We start from the raw sequence: 18,847 nt of genomic DNA on the forward strand, positions 1-18,847 counted from the left end.
ATAGGCAGGTTTCCAAAACCTTTGTCCGCCCCGTTATTGCAACATGGAGCAATTATACATAAATTATAAAAAAAAGGCAAAAATATCAGTATCTGACTTCAATCTTCACAGGCACTTAATATTGCGGCTTGAAGATGCAATGTCTTGACGGACTTATAAAAATTAAACTATTAAAAAACCGCAGAGCTTTGTTAAGAAGCTCTGCGGTTTTTATTTTTTATTATTTTATCCCCACCAATTATGCTGCCGCTGCCACCGCTCTGGCATTCCTAAGCATTGGACTCAATGCCACCGCAGCTTCACCTCCCCTCATCCCTGCCGATATCATCTTCAGTAACTCTTCATTCTTCTCAAATATATCAACAGGCTCTTTCTTCTCCAACTCCATCTTTAGCTTCTCTATATCTATCTTAAACTTTCCCATTGTCATAATATTATCCTCTATACTCACTTCCTTAGCCATCGTAGCCATCGCTTCCGCTACCACATACCTATTAACTTTTACCTCCCTCGGCATTAACCCTTGCAGCCTTTCCACTCCTTCCTTGTCTTTTACCTCATTTATCAGCCTCTTTACCTCTTTATCTTCCAACGACGCCATCAACATATCTCCCACCACTCTTATCAGCGCTATCTCTCTATCCCTTTCTTCCAATGTCAATTCCCCTTTTTGCTCAGAGGATATCGCCTCTCCTATCTTATTTATCGCCGCATTCGCTACTCCTTCTTTATTATATTCCCCTTTTTCCTTTTCCAACCCTAGATACTTTTCCATCTCCTCTACAGACGCAAACGCCACCACCGCTGCCAACACCATTATGTCTAACTCTTTACTACCACCCATATACCCCTGATCCTGCTCGGCATCCTTCATCTTTTCCCCTGCATTTACCATATCTCCTATTCTCGTATATCCATTTATAATCTCTTCAATCATATTTTTAACTACTACTTTAACATCATCATTGACTTTGCTTACAACTACTTCTATTGCCTCTTTTATTATCCTTGACGATGGCGCAGATAATACTTCTTTTATTATTCCCTTATTCTCCTCCATCACTTCTTCTCTTGCCAACACTTTGTTAAATCCTTTATCTACCAATTCTTCAAGCGTTCCCGCCTTTTCTTCCCCAGATTCTCTATATATCACTTTCCCATCTTCACCTATCTCCGTTATCGCTATAACATGCCCTATTTCTTTCTCCTCTTTTACCAGCAGTATACCTTCTCCTATTTTTATTGCTTTGCCCTCTATCAACTCTTTATTTATTTCTCCCAATACCAAATCTAATGTCTCCCTCGCCGCTCCTATCTTCACCAGCGGCACCTCTCCTTCTAACAACTCCTCTCCCGCCGCCAGCAGATTATCCTCTTTGTATTTATAATCGTTAGCTGATAACCCTAGCATTTTCTGCGCAAGTTCCTCGCTTATTTTCACACCAGGTATTGCATTGAACGCCATTATCAGACAATTTTCCATTATTCCTTTTTCTTCACTCGTTCCTTCCTCTGACGCCAACAAACCAGTAGTCTCCAGCACTACTTTCGCTGCCCCTTGCACCGCCGTTGCCGACTCGGGCAAGCTTTCTGCAAACGTTATCTCTTTTTCTATTCCTTCCTCTCTCTTTACCCCTGCGGTATACCCTTCAATTTTTTTGTTTTCCCCAGATTCATATATTCTTTTTATTTCCGTAACTTTTGCTTCTGCATCACTAAAATTATCATCTTTGTTGTATATTCTGTTAACCACGTCACTCATTCCAGCTTTCTGATAGAACTTGCTATCCTTTATAGTTGCTATAAGTGTATCAATAAACTCAGTATCCTCCAATACATTTAAACTTAATTCTACGGCAAAAATTTCATTTTTTAGTTTATCATAGTTACTTTTAATTTTACTAATTGCTTCCTCACTTAACAATTCCTTTAATACCAACCTTCTATACTCTTCTGACGGTAATGATGTTATATCAGCGTATGTCACCTTTTCTCCATTACTTTCTTTGTATTTTTTCACTAATTTATTAACGTATTCTTTAACTTTATCTTTTTTCGGCTTTGCAAGTTCGATTATTAACAAATTTTCATTAATTTTGCCAGCTTTTTTGGCGTCTTTATAATTCCTCTTAATATTTCTTATTTCTTCTTTACTAAAACCCAATTTTAATAAGCCATCATTATTTATTACCCCATTATCAACCAAACTTTTGATGGGAACTTTGCTCTTGACATATGCTGTCAACTCTTCCACATTTTTTTTGCCCACACCTTCTTGTTTGACATTATCCTCAAGTCCTCTGAATATCCCCGCAACTGTTTCTATCGTATGCCATTCTTTGCCTAATATTTGGCTCAAAGGCAAAGAATCTATCAATTCTTGGAATAATCCTTTTCCTCTGAGATCATATACTCTGCTGTTATACACTTCTTCGCTACTTCCATATTCTTCTATCAAATCTTTCATAAACTCATTAACGGCTTTATTAATATTATTTTTGTCTTCGCTGTATGCCTTGATATTTGCTTCTCTCTCTTTTGCATCCTTTGTATCCCTATATTTCTCAGCAGCCTCTTCATTAAGTTTTTTCTTAGCTTCTGCTTCAATCCCTTTCTTAGTCTTTTTGCCAAGTATTTCTTTTCTATTTGCCGCTGCTTTCTTCTTTTCTTTATCAGTCAACAGCAACTCTTTTAATTCCTTAGCGTTAAGCTCTTTCAGCGCTTTCATCTTTTCATCATCTTCCTCTTTTCTATTGGCTTCCTTCTGCAAGATCTTGTAATTTTTATCTATCAGTTTTATTTTCTTCTTTCCATATCCTAATGACTTCAACAATTTAACAGATACATTTTCTTTATCCAGTAAATTTCCAATAACAGATCTTTCTTTGGCAAATGACAGCACCTTATCTACAATATTTTCCTCTTTAATATCTTTCAAATTATTAAACATCTCCGAAACTTTATTTCCTGATATCATTTTATGCAAAATTTCCAATCCTGCTTCTGTCTTATCCACTCTATTTTTATCAGATGATTTAAGCTCGCTCGCTATCTCAATCATATCATTTAATGTTAACTCGTTAAACAATACAATCTCTATCTTCTCTTCTGTAAACTTATACGCTCTATATGCATATTTGTAATCTTTGCGACCTTTATCCCCTTTCGACTGTTCAATGGTTTCAGCATATTTATTCAACGCACTATCTAGTTTCATCTCGACAGAATCCGACATTTCTTCTTTGTATAAATATTCTGCCGCTTTCTGTAGCTGTTTAGATTTCAGTCTGCCAAGACTGCCTATTATCTCCTTATTTATAGCTTCAATCGAATGATAGCCACTCAATCTTGAGGCTTGAGCGGACGGCACAATGTCAAGCTCTATCAAAAGAACGAATCCCTCTACAACTTTATCCTCACTGTTTAATATTTTAAGCGACAACTTGTTTACTTCTTCTTTTGTTACTCCCTTTTCTTCAGACAGCTTTTCGACATTGGCATCTATTCTATTTTTATCCAATCCGACTTCATCCCAAATCTCTTTCGGCAGACCATAGATTAAATATTCACTCAGGCTCATCATCTGCAATGTCTTCTCTATATATCCATCTACATCATCTTCTACAATACTGATAATTTTACGTGTATCGGATATTTTACTCAACATCAAATTAAGATTATTTCTTAATATGGATATGAGAGTATTCCTTATATCCTCATCAAACTTGTTTAATATCTTAGAAGAGTTAAGCCATTCTTTTATCTTACTGTTATTTGCTTCTATTTTTTCTACATCTAATTTTTCCGATTCCAACACAGCCCTGACACCTTCATCTTTCAGATTTATATCGTCATACCTAAGTGTTTTTATGCCTGTATTGATGTTATCTAGTATTTTTCTGACTTCATTATTTGTATCTGTTTGTGTCTTCCTTAAGTTTTCTAATTTTTGCTCTTTCGACTTGAGATCTTTTTTCAAAATTTTTAATTGTTTTTTGAGAAGCCTCAGCGTCTCCTGCTGCGCTTCTTCTAATTCTTGCTCAGCTTTACCTTTCTTGTTTATAATATTATCCAACGAACTGGATAAGCGAATAGCTCTTTCTATCGACTTTTGAATTACAGGCTTGTTTTCAGTTTTATTTGTATCGGCTTGTTCAACAGTATCAGTTGCTAAAGTTTGAGCTTCTTTAAATAATTTTTCTATTTTATCCAACTCTTTATTTAATGCCAGTCTGAGCGAAGCTCTTTTATTATTCTCCTTATTTCTTTGAGCATTAATTTCGTTTACTTTTGTGTCTATTTCTTTTTTGTATAAGTCCTTAAATTTATTATCAAAATCTTTTGCTGTTTTTATATCTTTTACTTTTTGTGATATTTTCTTTTCTATTTTTATCTTTTCAAGCTGCCCAATTTTATTGTCGCTGATTTTTACCTCAGCTGTAACTGTTTTTTTCGCCTCCAGCATGATTTCTTTTTCAGCAGCTTTTTTTATATAGTTTTCCGCTGCTGTTCTAATGTTCTCTTCAATTATTTCCGACCCTCTACTATCCTCACCGCCAAGCTTTTCTAACTCTGCTAAATACATCTCAATTTTCTTCTGTGCAGCTCTTGCTGTTTTACTATTGCGCTGTGCATCTTTTAGAGCTTTTTGGGCAGTGGAAATACCATCTTTCGCCTTCTTATGTGACTCTGAATTATAATTTTTTATTTGGCTATCTAATTTATCTATTTGATTCTTATTCTCGCTCATGCCCTTTTCAGTCTGTTCAATATTCTTTTTATTTTCTTCCAATTTTTCAATTGATATCTTTTCTAAAGTATTTTTTACATTCTTTTGTTCCATTTTTATTTTGTCTATAAATCTCTCGGCAAAACCTTTGTTTGCAAGTTCTGCAAAATTCATATTTTCCATAAATTTAGCGGCAACAATAGGAGCTACACCCTCCTTTTCCAAATATTCTCCCAACTTCTTGATATTTTCCAATACAATTTCATCGTCTATTTTGACGACTTCCAATGCTTTTTTAAATGCCGTTCCCTCTTCTTTAACGCCTGTTTCATCTGCAGCGACCTGCTGCCTCATTTTGTCTTCAATGTCTCCCAGCCTTAATACTTTCCTTATCTCTTCTTTAATATTTTTAACATCAATCTTTCTTATATCTATCCTCCCACCGATTTCATATCCTTCTTTTTCAATATCATCAACTGCAGTTATAATATTGTCCGCATCCTCAACGCTTTTTACAGTAGGATTGACTATAAACAAAATCAGTTTAAGATTCTCTTTCTCACTTCGTTTGCCTTTGACTTCTCCCGCTATATCTCTCGCTTCTCTCATTGAAATGAGTTTCTCATTCAAGAAATTCAGCTGAATTTCTTCCCGCATTTTAGGTTCCATTTTTGCTTTCAGCCTATTAAGCAGCAGATACATCTCTTTGTCCGATTTTAACCTTGGTATGTTTATTTTCCCTAAATTGGCAAATATGTTAACCTTGCTTAACTTCTCAAGCATACCATTGTTCAACCTCTTCGGAATAAATCCCATCGACATAAAGCTTAACCCCATCATCAATCCCATAGGCAACGACACCCAAGGCAATAATGACATCAATAAACCGATTACAATTCCTGACCCCTTCAATGCCATTCTTGCCGCGCGTTCAGATGTTGTCTCTAACATTATATTTTGTGCTTCCACGTAATCACCTCTGCGAACTGCCTCATCTAATTTCGAAAAATCATAATTGCGGCTAAACTTGACACCCTGCTTTTGGGCAGATTGATTTGCGTTAAAGAGAGTTTGATAATTATCAATTAATTGCCTGCCACCAAATTTGATATTTCCTAAATCATCATATTGTAATGAAGCAAGTAAAGCTTCAGGAATATTCACATTGCCTTCTGTCAATACATTGCGTTTAGTTTTTGCGAAAGCAGTGTTTGCCTTATTAATTGCCCTTTGTGCCAATTTAAGTTTTATATTATAGAACATATATTCAATTTTCCCTTCAAGCGTGTTGAATGTTCCTTTTTCATGTTCTATTCTTATCTCATTCTTCAAATTTTCATATTTAGAATTTACAGATATGATTTCATCAACATCTTTTTTGATACTTTTGCCAAAATCAAATGTGCCTTTAGCATATTCCATTAACGCGTCTTTAAGATTTGTTACACTACTTATGCGTACATCGTCTGATTTCTTAGTCTCTTCAGCAACTATTGCATTAACGTTAAAAATATCGTCAAGAGTAATTCCCGTAGACGCATTACCTGTAAGAACTTCGACATTCTGCAATATCAATACTGTGTCCACCAGCTTCTCAAAATTATCGGCATCGTCTTTTTGCAGTTGAGTCTGAGGCAATAACGCATTAACAGCATAAAGCTTCTGATCAGCATTTTCTGAATTAATGGCTTCCTGCAAAGCCAAGGCTTGGCCAAACACAACGGAGCCAGCTTCACTGATCTCTGTTCCCGCATTATTAAATAATTTAAGCTTTTGCTCAGAAATACTTATTTTTTCTTCTAAACGTTTTATTTCCTCATTATTATTAGGTACTTCCTTAGCCTTAAACATATCGGACACTGCCTCTCTTTTCTCATCTACGAATTTCTTAACAAGGGCATCCTCTGACATATTAAGCCTGTCGGCAAGAATTTGTATATTTTTGACGTAATCCGTTATGCTTGCTTTATTTGAGCTTTCTTTAACACTACCGACGCTTTGAGCCACGACTCTATCTTCCGCGTCTTGTCCTTCCTTTGAAAATACGCGTTCGTTAAACAATTTAATATAACCGTTTGCAGAATAAATATCGCCGTCTCTTTCTCTCATCAACCTTTCTTCAACAGCGCTTTTATTTGCGTTTATTGTGTTTTTATCCGAAATAAATGTAACATGGATATTATATTTATTTGTGCCTTTGCCAGTTTCAAGTTGAGAATGTCTTGTTCCACCGGCACGTCCGACAAATTGTTCTATAGCAGATTTATAACTGAGATGCGGATCTATAGCCACAAGTTCGAGGAAATGAACGTTATCTTTGAAGTTAATATCAACACCTCTGCCGATTTGCTCATAAGTCCCTATAAAAAATCTTCTGCTGCCTTCATTCTTGGCAAGAGTATTCCCATCGGCTTTTGACATAGTAGTGTCAAACCAAGCTATTTCTTTTTCGCTTTCTTTATCTATAAAACCCGTAAGTTCGCCAAGCTTTTTAAACATATCTATTTTTGTCTGAGAAGGCATTCCGACAATTAGACCGGAATTCTTATATAACATTGTTGTAAATATCGGATTAAAAACCTCTAATACCGTATTGGCAGCTTTAAGAGTAGTTCCTTTAAACGAACCGTCTTTACCTTTATCTATATTTATCTCCACACTTTCCATTTTCATATCTGAAGCAGGAGTATAATTTACTGCAGCATATCCCATTGCTTTTCTTGCAGAAGCAGAATAAGTGCCGGTCACGCCTATAAAACCTGAAGCTCTATTTAAAGCATCTATTATGGCAATTGAAGAATTCTCTCTTGAACCGACTTTTGTTATTCCTGCTATTTCCTCTCCTCTGTCAAGCATTCTTATTTCCTGAATTTGTTTAAAGCCCGCCTGAGGGACAAGGTCTGCCAATGCTCCGCCTGAAACAAGTTGAACTTTATAGTCTCCCTGCGCATCAAAACCCATTCCGAAATTTTGTCCTTCAACCCAGGTCATGTCTGACATAAGCATATTGTTGATAATTTCGCTTAACTTAAACCCGGAAGCAAAAATATTAGTGGTATTAATCAGCCCGAGCTTATTTCCAATATCTTTGCTTATCTTTCTAACGCCTTGTTCAAAAATTTCCATTGCCTTTTCATTATTTCTCAAAACAACATCCGTTCTGTTTTTGATTTCAACGTCTAATATCTTTCCGGAAAGCTCAAGCAAATTAATAGTTTTATTGTTTATCGGCGAATTTTGCAGCTGAGAAAGCGCATTTCTTACTTCACGAATTCTTGCTGCATCTATTGTTAATGTATTAGTTTTACCGTCTCTAATATATGTTTCGGCTTTCCCCTCCACGCTTTGAAGCATATCTGACAATGACTTATGCAAAGCTTCTATTTGAGGCTTGGTAGCTTCAATAGCTTTTGCAATAACAGCTGCGTCAGCTTTTGTAAATCCGGATTTTTTAGTTCTTAAAATATCCAATGCAGGTTTTAAATTAGCCTGCACATCAAGCGACGATTTAAGTGTTCCGTCATTCTTGGCAATTTCCTCAACCAGCAACTCTCTTTGAGTCGTCCATTCTTTTTCATAAACTCCCTTCTCTCCGAAAGATTTAAAAAATTCATAAAATGCAGATGTTGATTCTTCAAAACCGCCCGTATCTCCCTGCATAACTTTAGACATATAAACGGCAGTATCGGCTTCATCTCCGAGAATAATACCTACTTTGCCTCCAAATATCTGCTTTGCTCCAGCTTTACTTTCCGCTACGTTTATAAAAGCAAAATCAGTATATGTCATGAAGTAAGATGCTTTTGTCCCGTATTTTGCTACCGCAGCGGCATAACTGTTGCTGTCAACTTTTTCAAATATATATCTGTCCCCATACAAAGCCCTAATTCTTCCCATATCGTTATTTACAGTAGTGTGAATGTCGGCAAGAAAAACAGAATAATTCCCATATATGTCGTTTGCCAATTTAACGGCAGGAAATATCGCCGAAAGAACAGAAGTTTTTCCTTCACCGGTTCCAAGTATTTCAATTTGTCTGAATGCATTTTTTATGGAGGATCCATCGCCCGATCTCATGCTTTCCGTCATTGAGCTAGTAATACCTCTCATAGCTTCATACTGCGCCTTAGAGAATGTGAACCCGCCTGATAAACTTGATGCCAACTGCAATTGAATCGCTTTTTCAGACAATTCGCCGATGAGACCTTTATCTTCTTTATTTTTTCCGACAAATTCTTCAAATTTCTGTCTTTCTGCATCCGTAAGTTTTTTTATTCCTTGTTCTTTTATTTTGTTTGCAACTTTAGACATCTCATTGATTTTTTCAATCGTTGTTATCTTATTAGAAACTTCTTTGAATTGATACATAGCCATCATATCAAAGTTAAAAATAACTTCTCTGTCTTTCCCATTAATTTTTATTGTTGCTTTCTGTTGAAAGGAAGCATAATCATTTGATTTTGCTTTCCACTCTTTTACAGAATCATCATTTCTAAATTCGTTTTTTTCGACAAAATTTTTAATGATATCATTCCTTGCTTTATCAAATGACTTCGCGTTTTCACCGACAATTTCTCCCAGCTTAATATCATGATTACTGATAAGCTTATCCAAAAGCAGCCAGCGAATGTCCTTATATTCATCAGCAACCTCTGGTTTTGTAACTTCCAAAAGTAATTCATCCAGATTTTGCATTTTCTCTGACTCTGAATATATCCTATCCGCCTTAATACGATTACTTTCATTAACACTCTTGTTTACCGACGTTAATTCTTCAGACACTTTCTTTATGCTTTGGACTTCTCTCTCAGAATAACGGCTACCTTCTTTTAAAATTTCTCCTACAAATTTTCCGGCCTGTTCTACAAAAACTTTTTCAAAAGCGCCGACCCTTGACGCCCATCCATCAAGAGACTTTAGCATTCCTTTTGCAGTTTCTACGGAAACTCCATCAAAAAGTTTTACTAAATTAAGCCCTTCTTCTCCTTGTTGAAGTCCTTTTTCATACTTTGAGGCTATATTTTCAGCTATTTTTTCATGTAATCCAGATAAATATATAGTATTAAGTATCTTACCTTCTATCACAACATTTTTTCTAAGAATTAAATTAGCTTTGTAAAATTCTACATTAGCAGAACTTATCCTTTTGCTTACATCGGTTAATTTTATGCGTTCAGCTTCTAATCGGACTATTCTCTTTTGAGTGGTGGCTTCATTTGCCGTTTTATTGCCAATTCCTCTTAATTCCTTTTGTGCATCAACAATTTGTCTATCTAATTCTCTCACTCTACTCAAAGTTTTTACATCATTAAATGCCCTGCGTTCAGCTTCTAATTGGCTTATTTTCCTTTGAGCCGCTTCATATGCCGTTTTATTGCCAATTCCTCTTAATTCCTTTTGTGCATCAGCAATTTGTCTATCTAATTCTCTCACTCTATTTTGAGCGTCAGACTTTAAAGAAGGTGAATTCATTATGTCATTTATTCTATTCTCTGACATTATTTCGCTTGCTACAGCTTCAATGCCTTTATCTGTAAGTGCTCTGTTTTTCAAGTCAGATATTTCACGTTGAATTTGATTGCGGGCTTCTTTCGTTTCAGTTTTTTGAAGCGCCGCGCTCTTCTCGGCAATTTGGTTTTGAACTTCTGCGTTAAAGTTCAATATCTCAACGCCTGCGCCGGCATTCTTTTTTGCTGTTCTAATAGCGACATAATCTTTAAACGTCATTGTTTCTGCTCTTGAAGGCACAAGCAGCATTGCCATATTGCTCAGCATATATTCAAATAAACCGCCCATTTCTCCATTTGTCAATTGATAATTTGCCTGCATGCCAAGCATAGAATCAAGACTGTGTCCAGCTTTTCCCAATGCCCATTCTGCCAAAGCAAACTGCTGCATTGTAAGAGTTGTGTTAAGCGCCGGCTTTTCTAATAAATATACAAGCCCTTTACCTAATACATTAAGAGGCTTATTTACCCATCTAATAGCAAAATTTGCTTCGGCCATAGATTTAGCACCCGCAGAGAAAAGATTCCCCTGCGTCATTTTATCTATAAATTTGCTATTTTGAAAAAACGCCTGTCCCGGCATTGCCATTGCAAAGAAAGGAGATACGATTGCACCCATGCCAAAGCCGCTTGATACATGAGTCCAAGCCATGCGGGTCTCTTCCTCTGTAAAGTTGTTCCAATATATTCCGGCATATTCGTGGACTATATTCTCGCCAAAATTTTTAAAACTAAAATTTCCGCTATAAACATCTTTCCATGTTTGCAATGAAAATATATTGTTGACAAGAGGCATAGCTAAAGCGTTAAATTTTGCAAGATGCACGCCGGATTCCAAAGCCTGCAGCATTACAGTTCTGGGCTGTGTGGCTATTTTTCCAAGCGTTCCGCCGATATTATGCCGCGCCCAATAAGTAACCGCTCCGGGAGTATTTGCAAATCTCTTTGTTAAACGGCTTGTCGCCCTGCTAACAACCGCACTGCCGCCGCCCAATATAAGACCGAACCCAAATCCCATCAAATAATCTTGAGTTATGCTGCCAAACGACAAACCTGCAAAAGCGTTGTTGCCTTGCGATAGATTTCCGGAAATCGTATTTGCAATTTTCATTGTAGAAAAAGCGACTCCAAACATAACAGCATTGTCGCCGTGATAGGAAAGTTTATTAAAGAACCCCTTTGTTCCGGCTAATTCCTGAGTATACTTTCCGACTTGTTTTACAATCGCTTCTTTTTCCATTTGCACCTGAACTTGAGCCTGTTCTTGCTGAGCTGAAGATTGATTCTCCCCTATTTTATTTCTTGCCGAAATTCCTGCAAAAACAATGGCCATTGCAAGATTAAACGCGCCTCCCCACATATTTCCTTCGCTAAACTGGTATTTCGCAGCTTGAACTGAACGGGTTATTAACACCACATCTAAAGCTTTAGAGCCGATAAAAACAGCTTTACTCCAAGTTCCTGCTGTCTTGCTTGCCAAATTAGTTACTGTTCCTCCTAAAGCAACCCCGACCAGTGCTCCCATGCCGGCATACCAAAGAGCATCTCCCCAATCTATAGCTCCCCAATCCTTTCCATTATTAAAATATTGATAACCAATATTCGATCCAAATCCTATAGTTGCGCCCATCAGAGCTCTAACACCGACAGTTTTAGCAACATTTTTCATAACTTCTCTTGTTAAAGCTTTTGAGACGCTATTTCCTATTCCTATTGCAACTCCTTTAGCGGAGGCTTTAAAGCCTTCTTTTGCAATCCCTACGGCAGCAGCCCTTGCGGCGCCCATAGCAGCGCCGCCTAGTTTTCCAAGTCCGAAACCGGACAATAAAATCATACCCATATTAAAAGCAAAACCGCCCCAATTTCCCGAATATGCACAATCAACGGCATTTTCAGTTAAGCTTATAGAGCCGACAGCCGCCCAAGTCGCCAAAGCAACTGCCATGGCGGCAGTTATTACATTGGCCGCCGTTATAGCACCAGCCGCAATAGCTGCAAAGGCCGCTAAAGCACCGCCGAATGTAACAATTGTCAAAACCGCCACAAAAATAACAACGGCAACTGTCGCTACTATTTTTATAAATCCTTTTCGAGCATCTGTGGCTTCTACTGTAGTTAAGCCCGCAAAGTTTTTAAGCATTGTTCCTGATGATAATAAGTCTGCGGCTATATTGTTTACTGCAATGTTCATAATATTGCTTGTTTCCATCGATCTATACACCGAGGTATTGCCTATGCCGCTGTTAGCAAAATATCCGCCGTTTTTATCCAGTTCTATTCCTTTTCCTGAGGTAGAGATTCCACCAATGGTGGCGGCATTAGAAACGGAATAATACGTAGTAAATAATATGCCTCCAGGAACGCCTTTCTGCGTATATTGCGTGGTATTGCATCCGGTTAATGTCTGCCCTGCATATTCTCCGGCAAGATAAGTTCTTGTGAAATTATAACTGGTTTCTCTTCCCCATGCGTCGGCGCTGAAATTTGTGTTAGTGTATTGATAGCTCTGCTGCGCGTTAAGAGTTACGTCTGTTCCTTTATATCCTTTGGCAGCAATGACTTCATCAAACTTCTTACCGCTGGCAGCAATGACTTCATCAAGCTTCACACCGTTTAATAATTCCGCATTTTTGAAATCCCATCTTCTTGTCTCTCCTGAAACTTTTTTGCCGTTTTCACCCAAAATAGGTTTTCCATCAACAGTATATTTTGCCGCTGTTGTCGATAAGCTTGAAATAATATAGAACTGCCCCTTTTCATAATCTGCCGTTTTACCATTAAATTCAGTTTTGCTTGTCCTTTCTCTGTCTTCATTGCCTTCACCAGTCACCGTTATATTGAATTCTCTGATGCTGCCTTCTTCTGTCTTGAGAAGTTCGCCATAAGCGCCTAAACGGTAAGTGTTTGTCGTATATCTGTCTGTAGTTTCCATCTCATTATATTTTCCAGTATAGTTCCCTTGATCATCTTTAGAATATTCATTATTATGAGTCTTATTTCCTGTAGTAATCGCAGTTGTTTTACCTATGTAATCATAAGTGATTCTTTCATATGTCGAAGAAACAGCCTGTGGTCTTACACTTCCATCGGAATCGGTATAGTTAAACACTTCATTATTTATCTCTCTTCCAGCTCTTATTATGCCGTCTCCACCTATTGTGCTGCTCTTTCCCGTTTTAGGATCAACTATTTCAATTTCAATCCCATGTCCTGTAGTAATATAATTGCCGCTATCTCTAAACTGTTCTACAAGTTTATTATCCAGATAAACGTCACGGCTAAAAGCGCCTTCCGACACTGTGGTGGCAACAAGCCTCTTGTCTGTTGTATTCGTAACCGTATCCGCATAAGTATAATTTATAGTTTTACCGGGATCTCTTAGGACAGTTCTTATATTGCCTGAAACTGTTGTGTGTGTCCAGCCGTCTTTAGCTTCCTGTATAAGTCTGCCTACATCTTCAGAATCTTTAGCTTCTCTAACTTCAGCTGATTCAAAAGTTCTGGTTGTTTTGGAATCTCCATATCTGTCAGTAAAGATTTCTTCCATTATTCCGCGTTCCGTGGTAGCAGCCGCACCTTCAAAGAAAAGTCCATTCGATTGATTTGTTTTGGTATTTCTGGAAAATACGCTTTCAAATTCTAAGTTCCTTACGGTACGGCTATCGCCATTACTGTAATTTACGGTAGTTATACCTGTAATATTTGTTGTAGTCTTCTTCAAGATATTTTCGTTTTTATCAAGTACCATTACAACCTGAGGATGCCCTGAAACAGAAGTTTCTGAAACTACCGTGCCGACGCTCTTAACTTCACCGTTGATATTAAGAACGGCTTCACTCATTTGACCGTAATAGCTGGTCGTGATTGTCGAATAGCGTTTATCATTGTAATAATTAATCTTATTACCGGTAGCTTTACCATCAATATATTCGTCACCATAAGACTTTTCATAGAGAGTATCAGTTCTTGACTTTGAAGAATGAAGAACACCACTATCCCCAATGGATGAACTATATGTTTTTCCATTCTGAGAATATATGGCGGCAAATATTTCGTCTACTTTAGACATGGTTTTATCGCCTGTTTGCACGGCTTTTCCGGATTGGTCATAGTCATAAGTAATTTCTCTTACATTGCTAAATATTTGATATGACTCGACTTTTCCCCATCCTGCTTTTTTATCTTCTCCTGAAACCTTAAATGTAATCAGCGGTTTATGTGAAGGTGAAACATCAAGCTTGTAGTCATCAATGTCATCATCAGAGTATATGTTTGTAATAGTTCCGCCGTGCAAGACTGTAGAACTCGCTCTTTCCCAATTGCCAGTATCTCTATTAAGTTTCCATTGCGTCTGCATATAATTGTTTGGATTATATTGCAGCATTTTACCATCTTCGCTCCATTTGATGTCTGTCATTGCTGCAGCAACCAGCAGATTGCCATCTTTGTCCTTCAGCGTTCCCGCCCCTATTTCTGTGTAAGAAAAACGCTTGCCATCTATGCCATAAGAAGCGGAAAAACCTGCAATATTTGTGAATTCATTTATGGCATTGAGATCGAGAGTATCATTACCGGTAACCCTCCAGTTGTCTACATTTGCTCTTATGCTTTCTACTTTTCTGCCTCCTAAGATATCTAGGGTTGTTGAAGTTCTTTCTATAAGGTTAGTCTGACCGTCAATCATTTTCATTGTATTAACAGAGATTGAACCGTTTAAAGAGTGCGATATTGAAATTTCCGCAGAGGGAGTTTTAATAAGGCGGCTATCCTCTGCTTTTTTTTCTGAAATCATAGACAGTTTTATATCTCCACCTGATTCCTGCAGCCTTAACACATTCGTCACACCAGTTAATCTCCCTAATGGAAAATGGAAATAGAGAGCATTGTCTTCTTCTCTGCCAGAAAAAACTCTTTTGCTGTCAAGATCAATGAAATAATACTCGTTCTCCCAATGTGTATCTCTAATAACAATCGCATTGTCTAAAGATATTCCCCCAAAATGACCGACTCCATTTAAGATCGTAGCGTTTTCCATTCCTATATTGAATGCAAGATCACTATCAACGGACTTATAAAAAGAAGGCAGAGCTGATGCTATGCTTTGTCCGTTGCCATCTTGTACGCGGACACTCTGAATAACACCATTCCTGTCAACATAAGCTGTTCCTGATGCAGCGTTAAAAGAAGCCGCTATGCTTCCGTCATTATTATATTTGTTAGACGTGTATCCTGTAATATTTGCATTTCCGTTTCTTAATGCACCACTATAGTAATCAAAGATTTTATATGCTTCATCATTCATATTACCATGAAATTCTATATTATTAGGTCTTTCTTTGACATTGGCAGAAATTATTGAAGTGTCAGTTACAATGCCTATGGAGTTAGTAACAGTCTGAAATTGTGTGACTGTATTTATTTTTCTACTTCCACCTGTCTTGTCGTTATCAGTAACAAATGTAATGGATGAATAACGATTTGAACCGTCTGCAACTGAAGAATTAATAATTATATTGCTGCTTTTAAAATCGGCATCTCTTCCAATGCCATAATTATATAAATTTCCTCTGAGGTCAACGTTATTATCCATTTCTATTGTGATAGTAGTATCATTCCCATTACCTGCAATAGCCTCCTCAAAGCTGGAATATGTTGTATAATTAGCTGTGCTATAATAACTATCCAAAACCCAACCTTCTTTCTTATCTCTGGCAATCTCAAGTTTTGCAACCCCATTTTTAGAAAAGAAATATTCCGTTAATTTATAGGGGTTTGCAGTATTATTAAAACCCTGCAGCACCGTTACTTTTCCATTGCCAGCTGTTGCTATTACAGGGAAGACTGTAAGAGAAGGATTACCACCTGCACTTAGTCCTCCTCCTATGGGTTTAACATTCACAGAATACCACTGCCCGTTAGAATAAAAATTTCCTCTTTTATCATCTGCTTCAACTGGTGTCATTTTACTTCTATCAATTCTTGCTACTGCAGTATAGTTTCCATTTTCATAGAAATATCCCTGCGCTTGATTTTCACCCATGTTTATACTTTGAAGCGCCTGATCGGTATATTTCCTGTCTTCAACCATGTTTCTTTGAAGAGCCAGCGCCCTGACATCTGCGTCATCATCAAGATTATAAGTACGCGATCTGCCATCGAGTGTTACCATTATCCCCCTTTCAGTAAATATGACATTACCCTCTCCAAAAACACTTTGCATTCCTGCAGTATCTGATACTATGCTCCTAAGTTCATGCAGTTCGGCGTATTTATAAATAGTTCCATAATCAATAATTTCACCTTTTGCTATAGCAGCTTCGATAGGTTTCTTTGATTCGTCGCTTTCAGGTGGGTCGACATAAGCGACAGTATTATCCGATCCCGACCTAAAAACCATACAGTCACTGCTACTCTCATTAATTGCAATACTTTCAATTCCGAAACTAACTATTCCGCCCGCTTTTATGTTTATGCCATTAGGCAACATAATGTCTTTATCCGCAGTCATAGACACTCTTTTTCCTTTATTCTCTCTTGAACCTAAAAGATTTTCAAGCATAGTGTTCATATTTGAAGAAATTGTACCCCTTATATCTGAATACGAAAGAGCATCCAAGTCGGCACGGGTTAAACTTTGTCCCTGCGATTCAAACGCTTGGGCAATTAAATCTTTCGTTCTTGCAGCATCTGTATATGAATAGCTTGCGTCTTCAGAAACGCCCTCCCATCCACCTGCATTCACACTGTATTGGTGAACTCCCTTCGTTACGACTTCACCGCTGCTTGTCTGGAAAACGGAACCTTCCCATGCTTTCGCGCCTTCTCCTATCATTTGCGCTTTTCCGTTTATAAACGTAATTATGGAATTTTGGCCTGATATAGTCATCTGCCCTTGACTATCTTTTCCATATTGGCCCTGAGTATATATGGGAATATTCGGCATACTTCCGGCTTTACCTGCTACTGAGTCAGAATCTGCAGCGCTTTCAGGTTTCTGTTCAGAACCTGCAGCACTCTCAGGTTCCGGCTTTGCCGGTTTTTCGGAAGTGTCAAGCGGATTTACATATACAGCCCCATTGGTATTCACAAAATCAACCGCTACCATAGGGGCATCTCCTCCATAATATACCCTGAAGTCTATTTTACCTGCTATGTTCCCATTTAATGTGGCTGCTATGCTTCCGACAGGACTACCTTTTACATCTTCCATAGTCGTTGCCACAACTGAAAAATCAGAAGTATCAATATTTACATTCAGCTTAATAGGCGTTGAAGGATCAACAGGTTTTATTTGACTGCCTTCAAGCAATTTACCTGTTTTAACTTCAATTAATTCCCGAATGAAAATGTTTCCACCTTCTACTCTCATTCCTTTCATCGCTTCAGGAGTCAAACTTTTAATATCTATTCCAAGAAAAGGTGCGGCAGCTTGAAGTGACTTTGTTACTTCATTTCTTTGTCTAGAAATGAGTCTATCTCTCAGTGTGGCTGGAAGTAATGAAATTAGCGCACTTTCTTGCACGAGGGAAAAATTTGCTACATCTGCTCGTAATCTCGCTTGAACTTGCTCTCTTTTCGCATTGACCGCAGTATTATATCCATCCTTGCCGGCCTGAGTAGTAACGTCATATGTCGTTCTGTCCATCGTTATTGACGTCACTGTTTTTCCATCAGAACCATATTTTATAACCCGACCATCAGAAGTTGCTATTGTGCTTAATTTCCCTGTTCTTTTGTCAAGTGTATGCTTGCTTCCGTCAGCATCAGTATAGGATACATTGTATACACTATGGCTGAAAATAAGATTGCCATTTCCATCTCTGGCTATTACTTTATAGCCATTGTTTGTTGTAGTCTTTGTTGTAGTCTTTGTTGTAGTCTTATAGTAGTTTGCTATATAACTTCCCTTGTCCGCTCCTTTCGGCGTACTTATCGAGTAAACAGAGCTAAATCCATTGTTGTCCAATTTAGCGTATAATGACGCTCCCATCTTTACCCTTGCCTCTTTCCCTTCCGAAATAAATATACGCTGACCGTCTATTATATCCGCTATCATCACTGAACCCTTAGTCACTTTACCTAATCCAAACACATCACTGCCTGTCTCAAAAGTACTATCTTTGGAAAATATGTTATCCCTTGTAAATATTCTTTCAAGCGCATCATCTCTTGAAAAAACTACCCCCGATACTTTTAACGTTCCATTGACACTCCATCCATCAGGGTTTTGACTGTCTTTTCCTCCATAAGCAATTGTTTTTCCCTTAAATACCACTTTTTCATCGCTTCCTCCAGAAGAACTGCCACCCTTTGTATTTCCTACTCGCACATCAGTTGAAGTAAGTTCTGCACTGATTATGTCAAAGGAATTATCTCTGATATTAATCTCTGCGCTGACCATTTCGACCTTTCCTTCTCCATGCTCGAATATAAAATCACTTCTTCCTCCAAAATTTGCAGCAAAATTCCCTGCGGCATTAACTGAAAGTATTAAGGTTCCTGCCGCAAATATTTTATCCTCTCCTGCTATCTTTTTTGTAATATCAACTGAATTCGTGAAGACAGGTTTTACTCCGTAATAATTCAACAGTCCATTGCTCAGATTTATCTG

The 18,847-nt window shown here is 37.6% G+C and carries 1 protein-coding gene; it reads right to left on the reverse strand.

Annotated elements, in window-relative coordinates; genetic code table 11:
- Positions 1–238 precede the first annotated feature (238 nt).
- A complete protein-coding gene (locus LBD46_06265) occupies positions 239–18,823 on the reverse strand; it encodes a hypothetical protein (GenBank protein ID MDR2426761.1) in 18,585 nt (6,194 codons plus the stop codon).
- Positions 18,824–18,847: the final 24 nt, after the last annotated feature.

The organism is Candidatus Endomicrobium procryptotermitis (genome assembly GCA_031279415.1).
Taxonomy (GTDB): domain Bacteria; phylum Elusimicrobiota; class Endomicrobiia; order Endomicrobiales; family Endomicrobiaceae; genus Endomicrobium_B; species Endomicrobium_B procryptotermitis.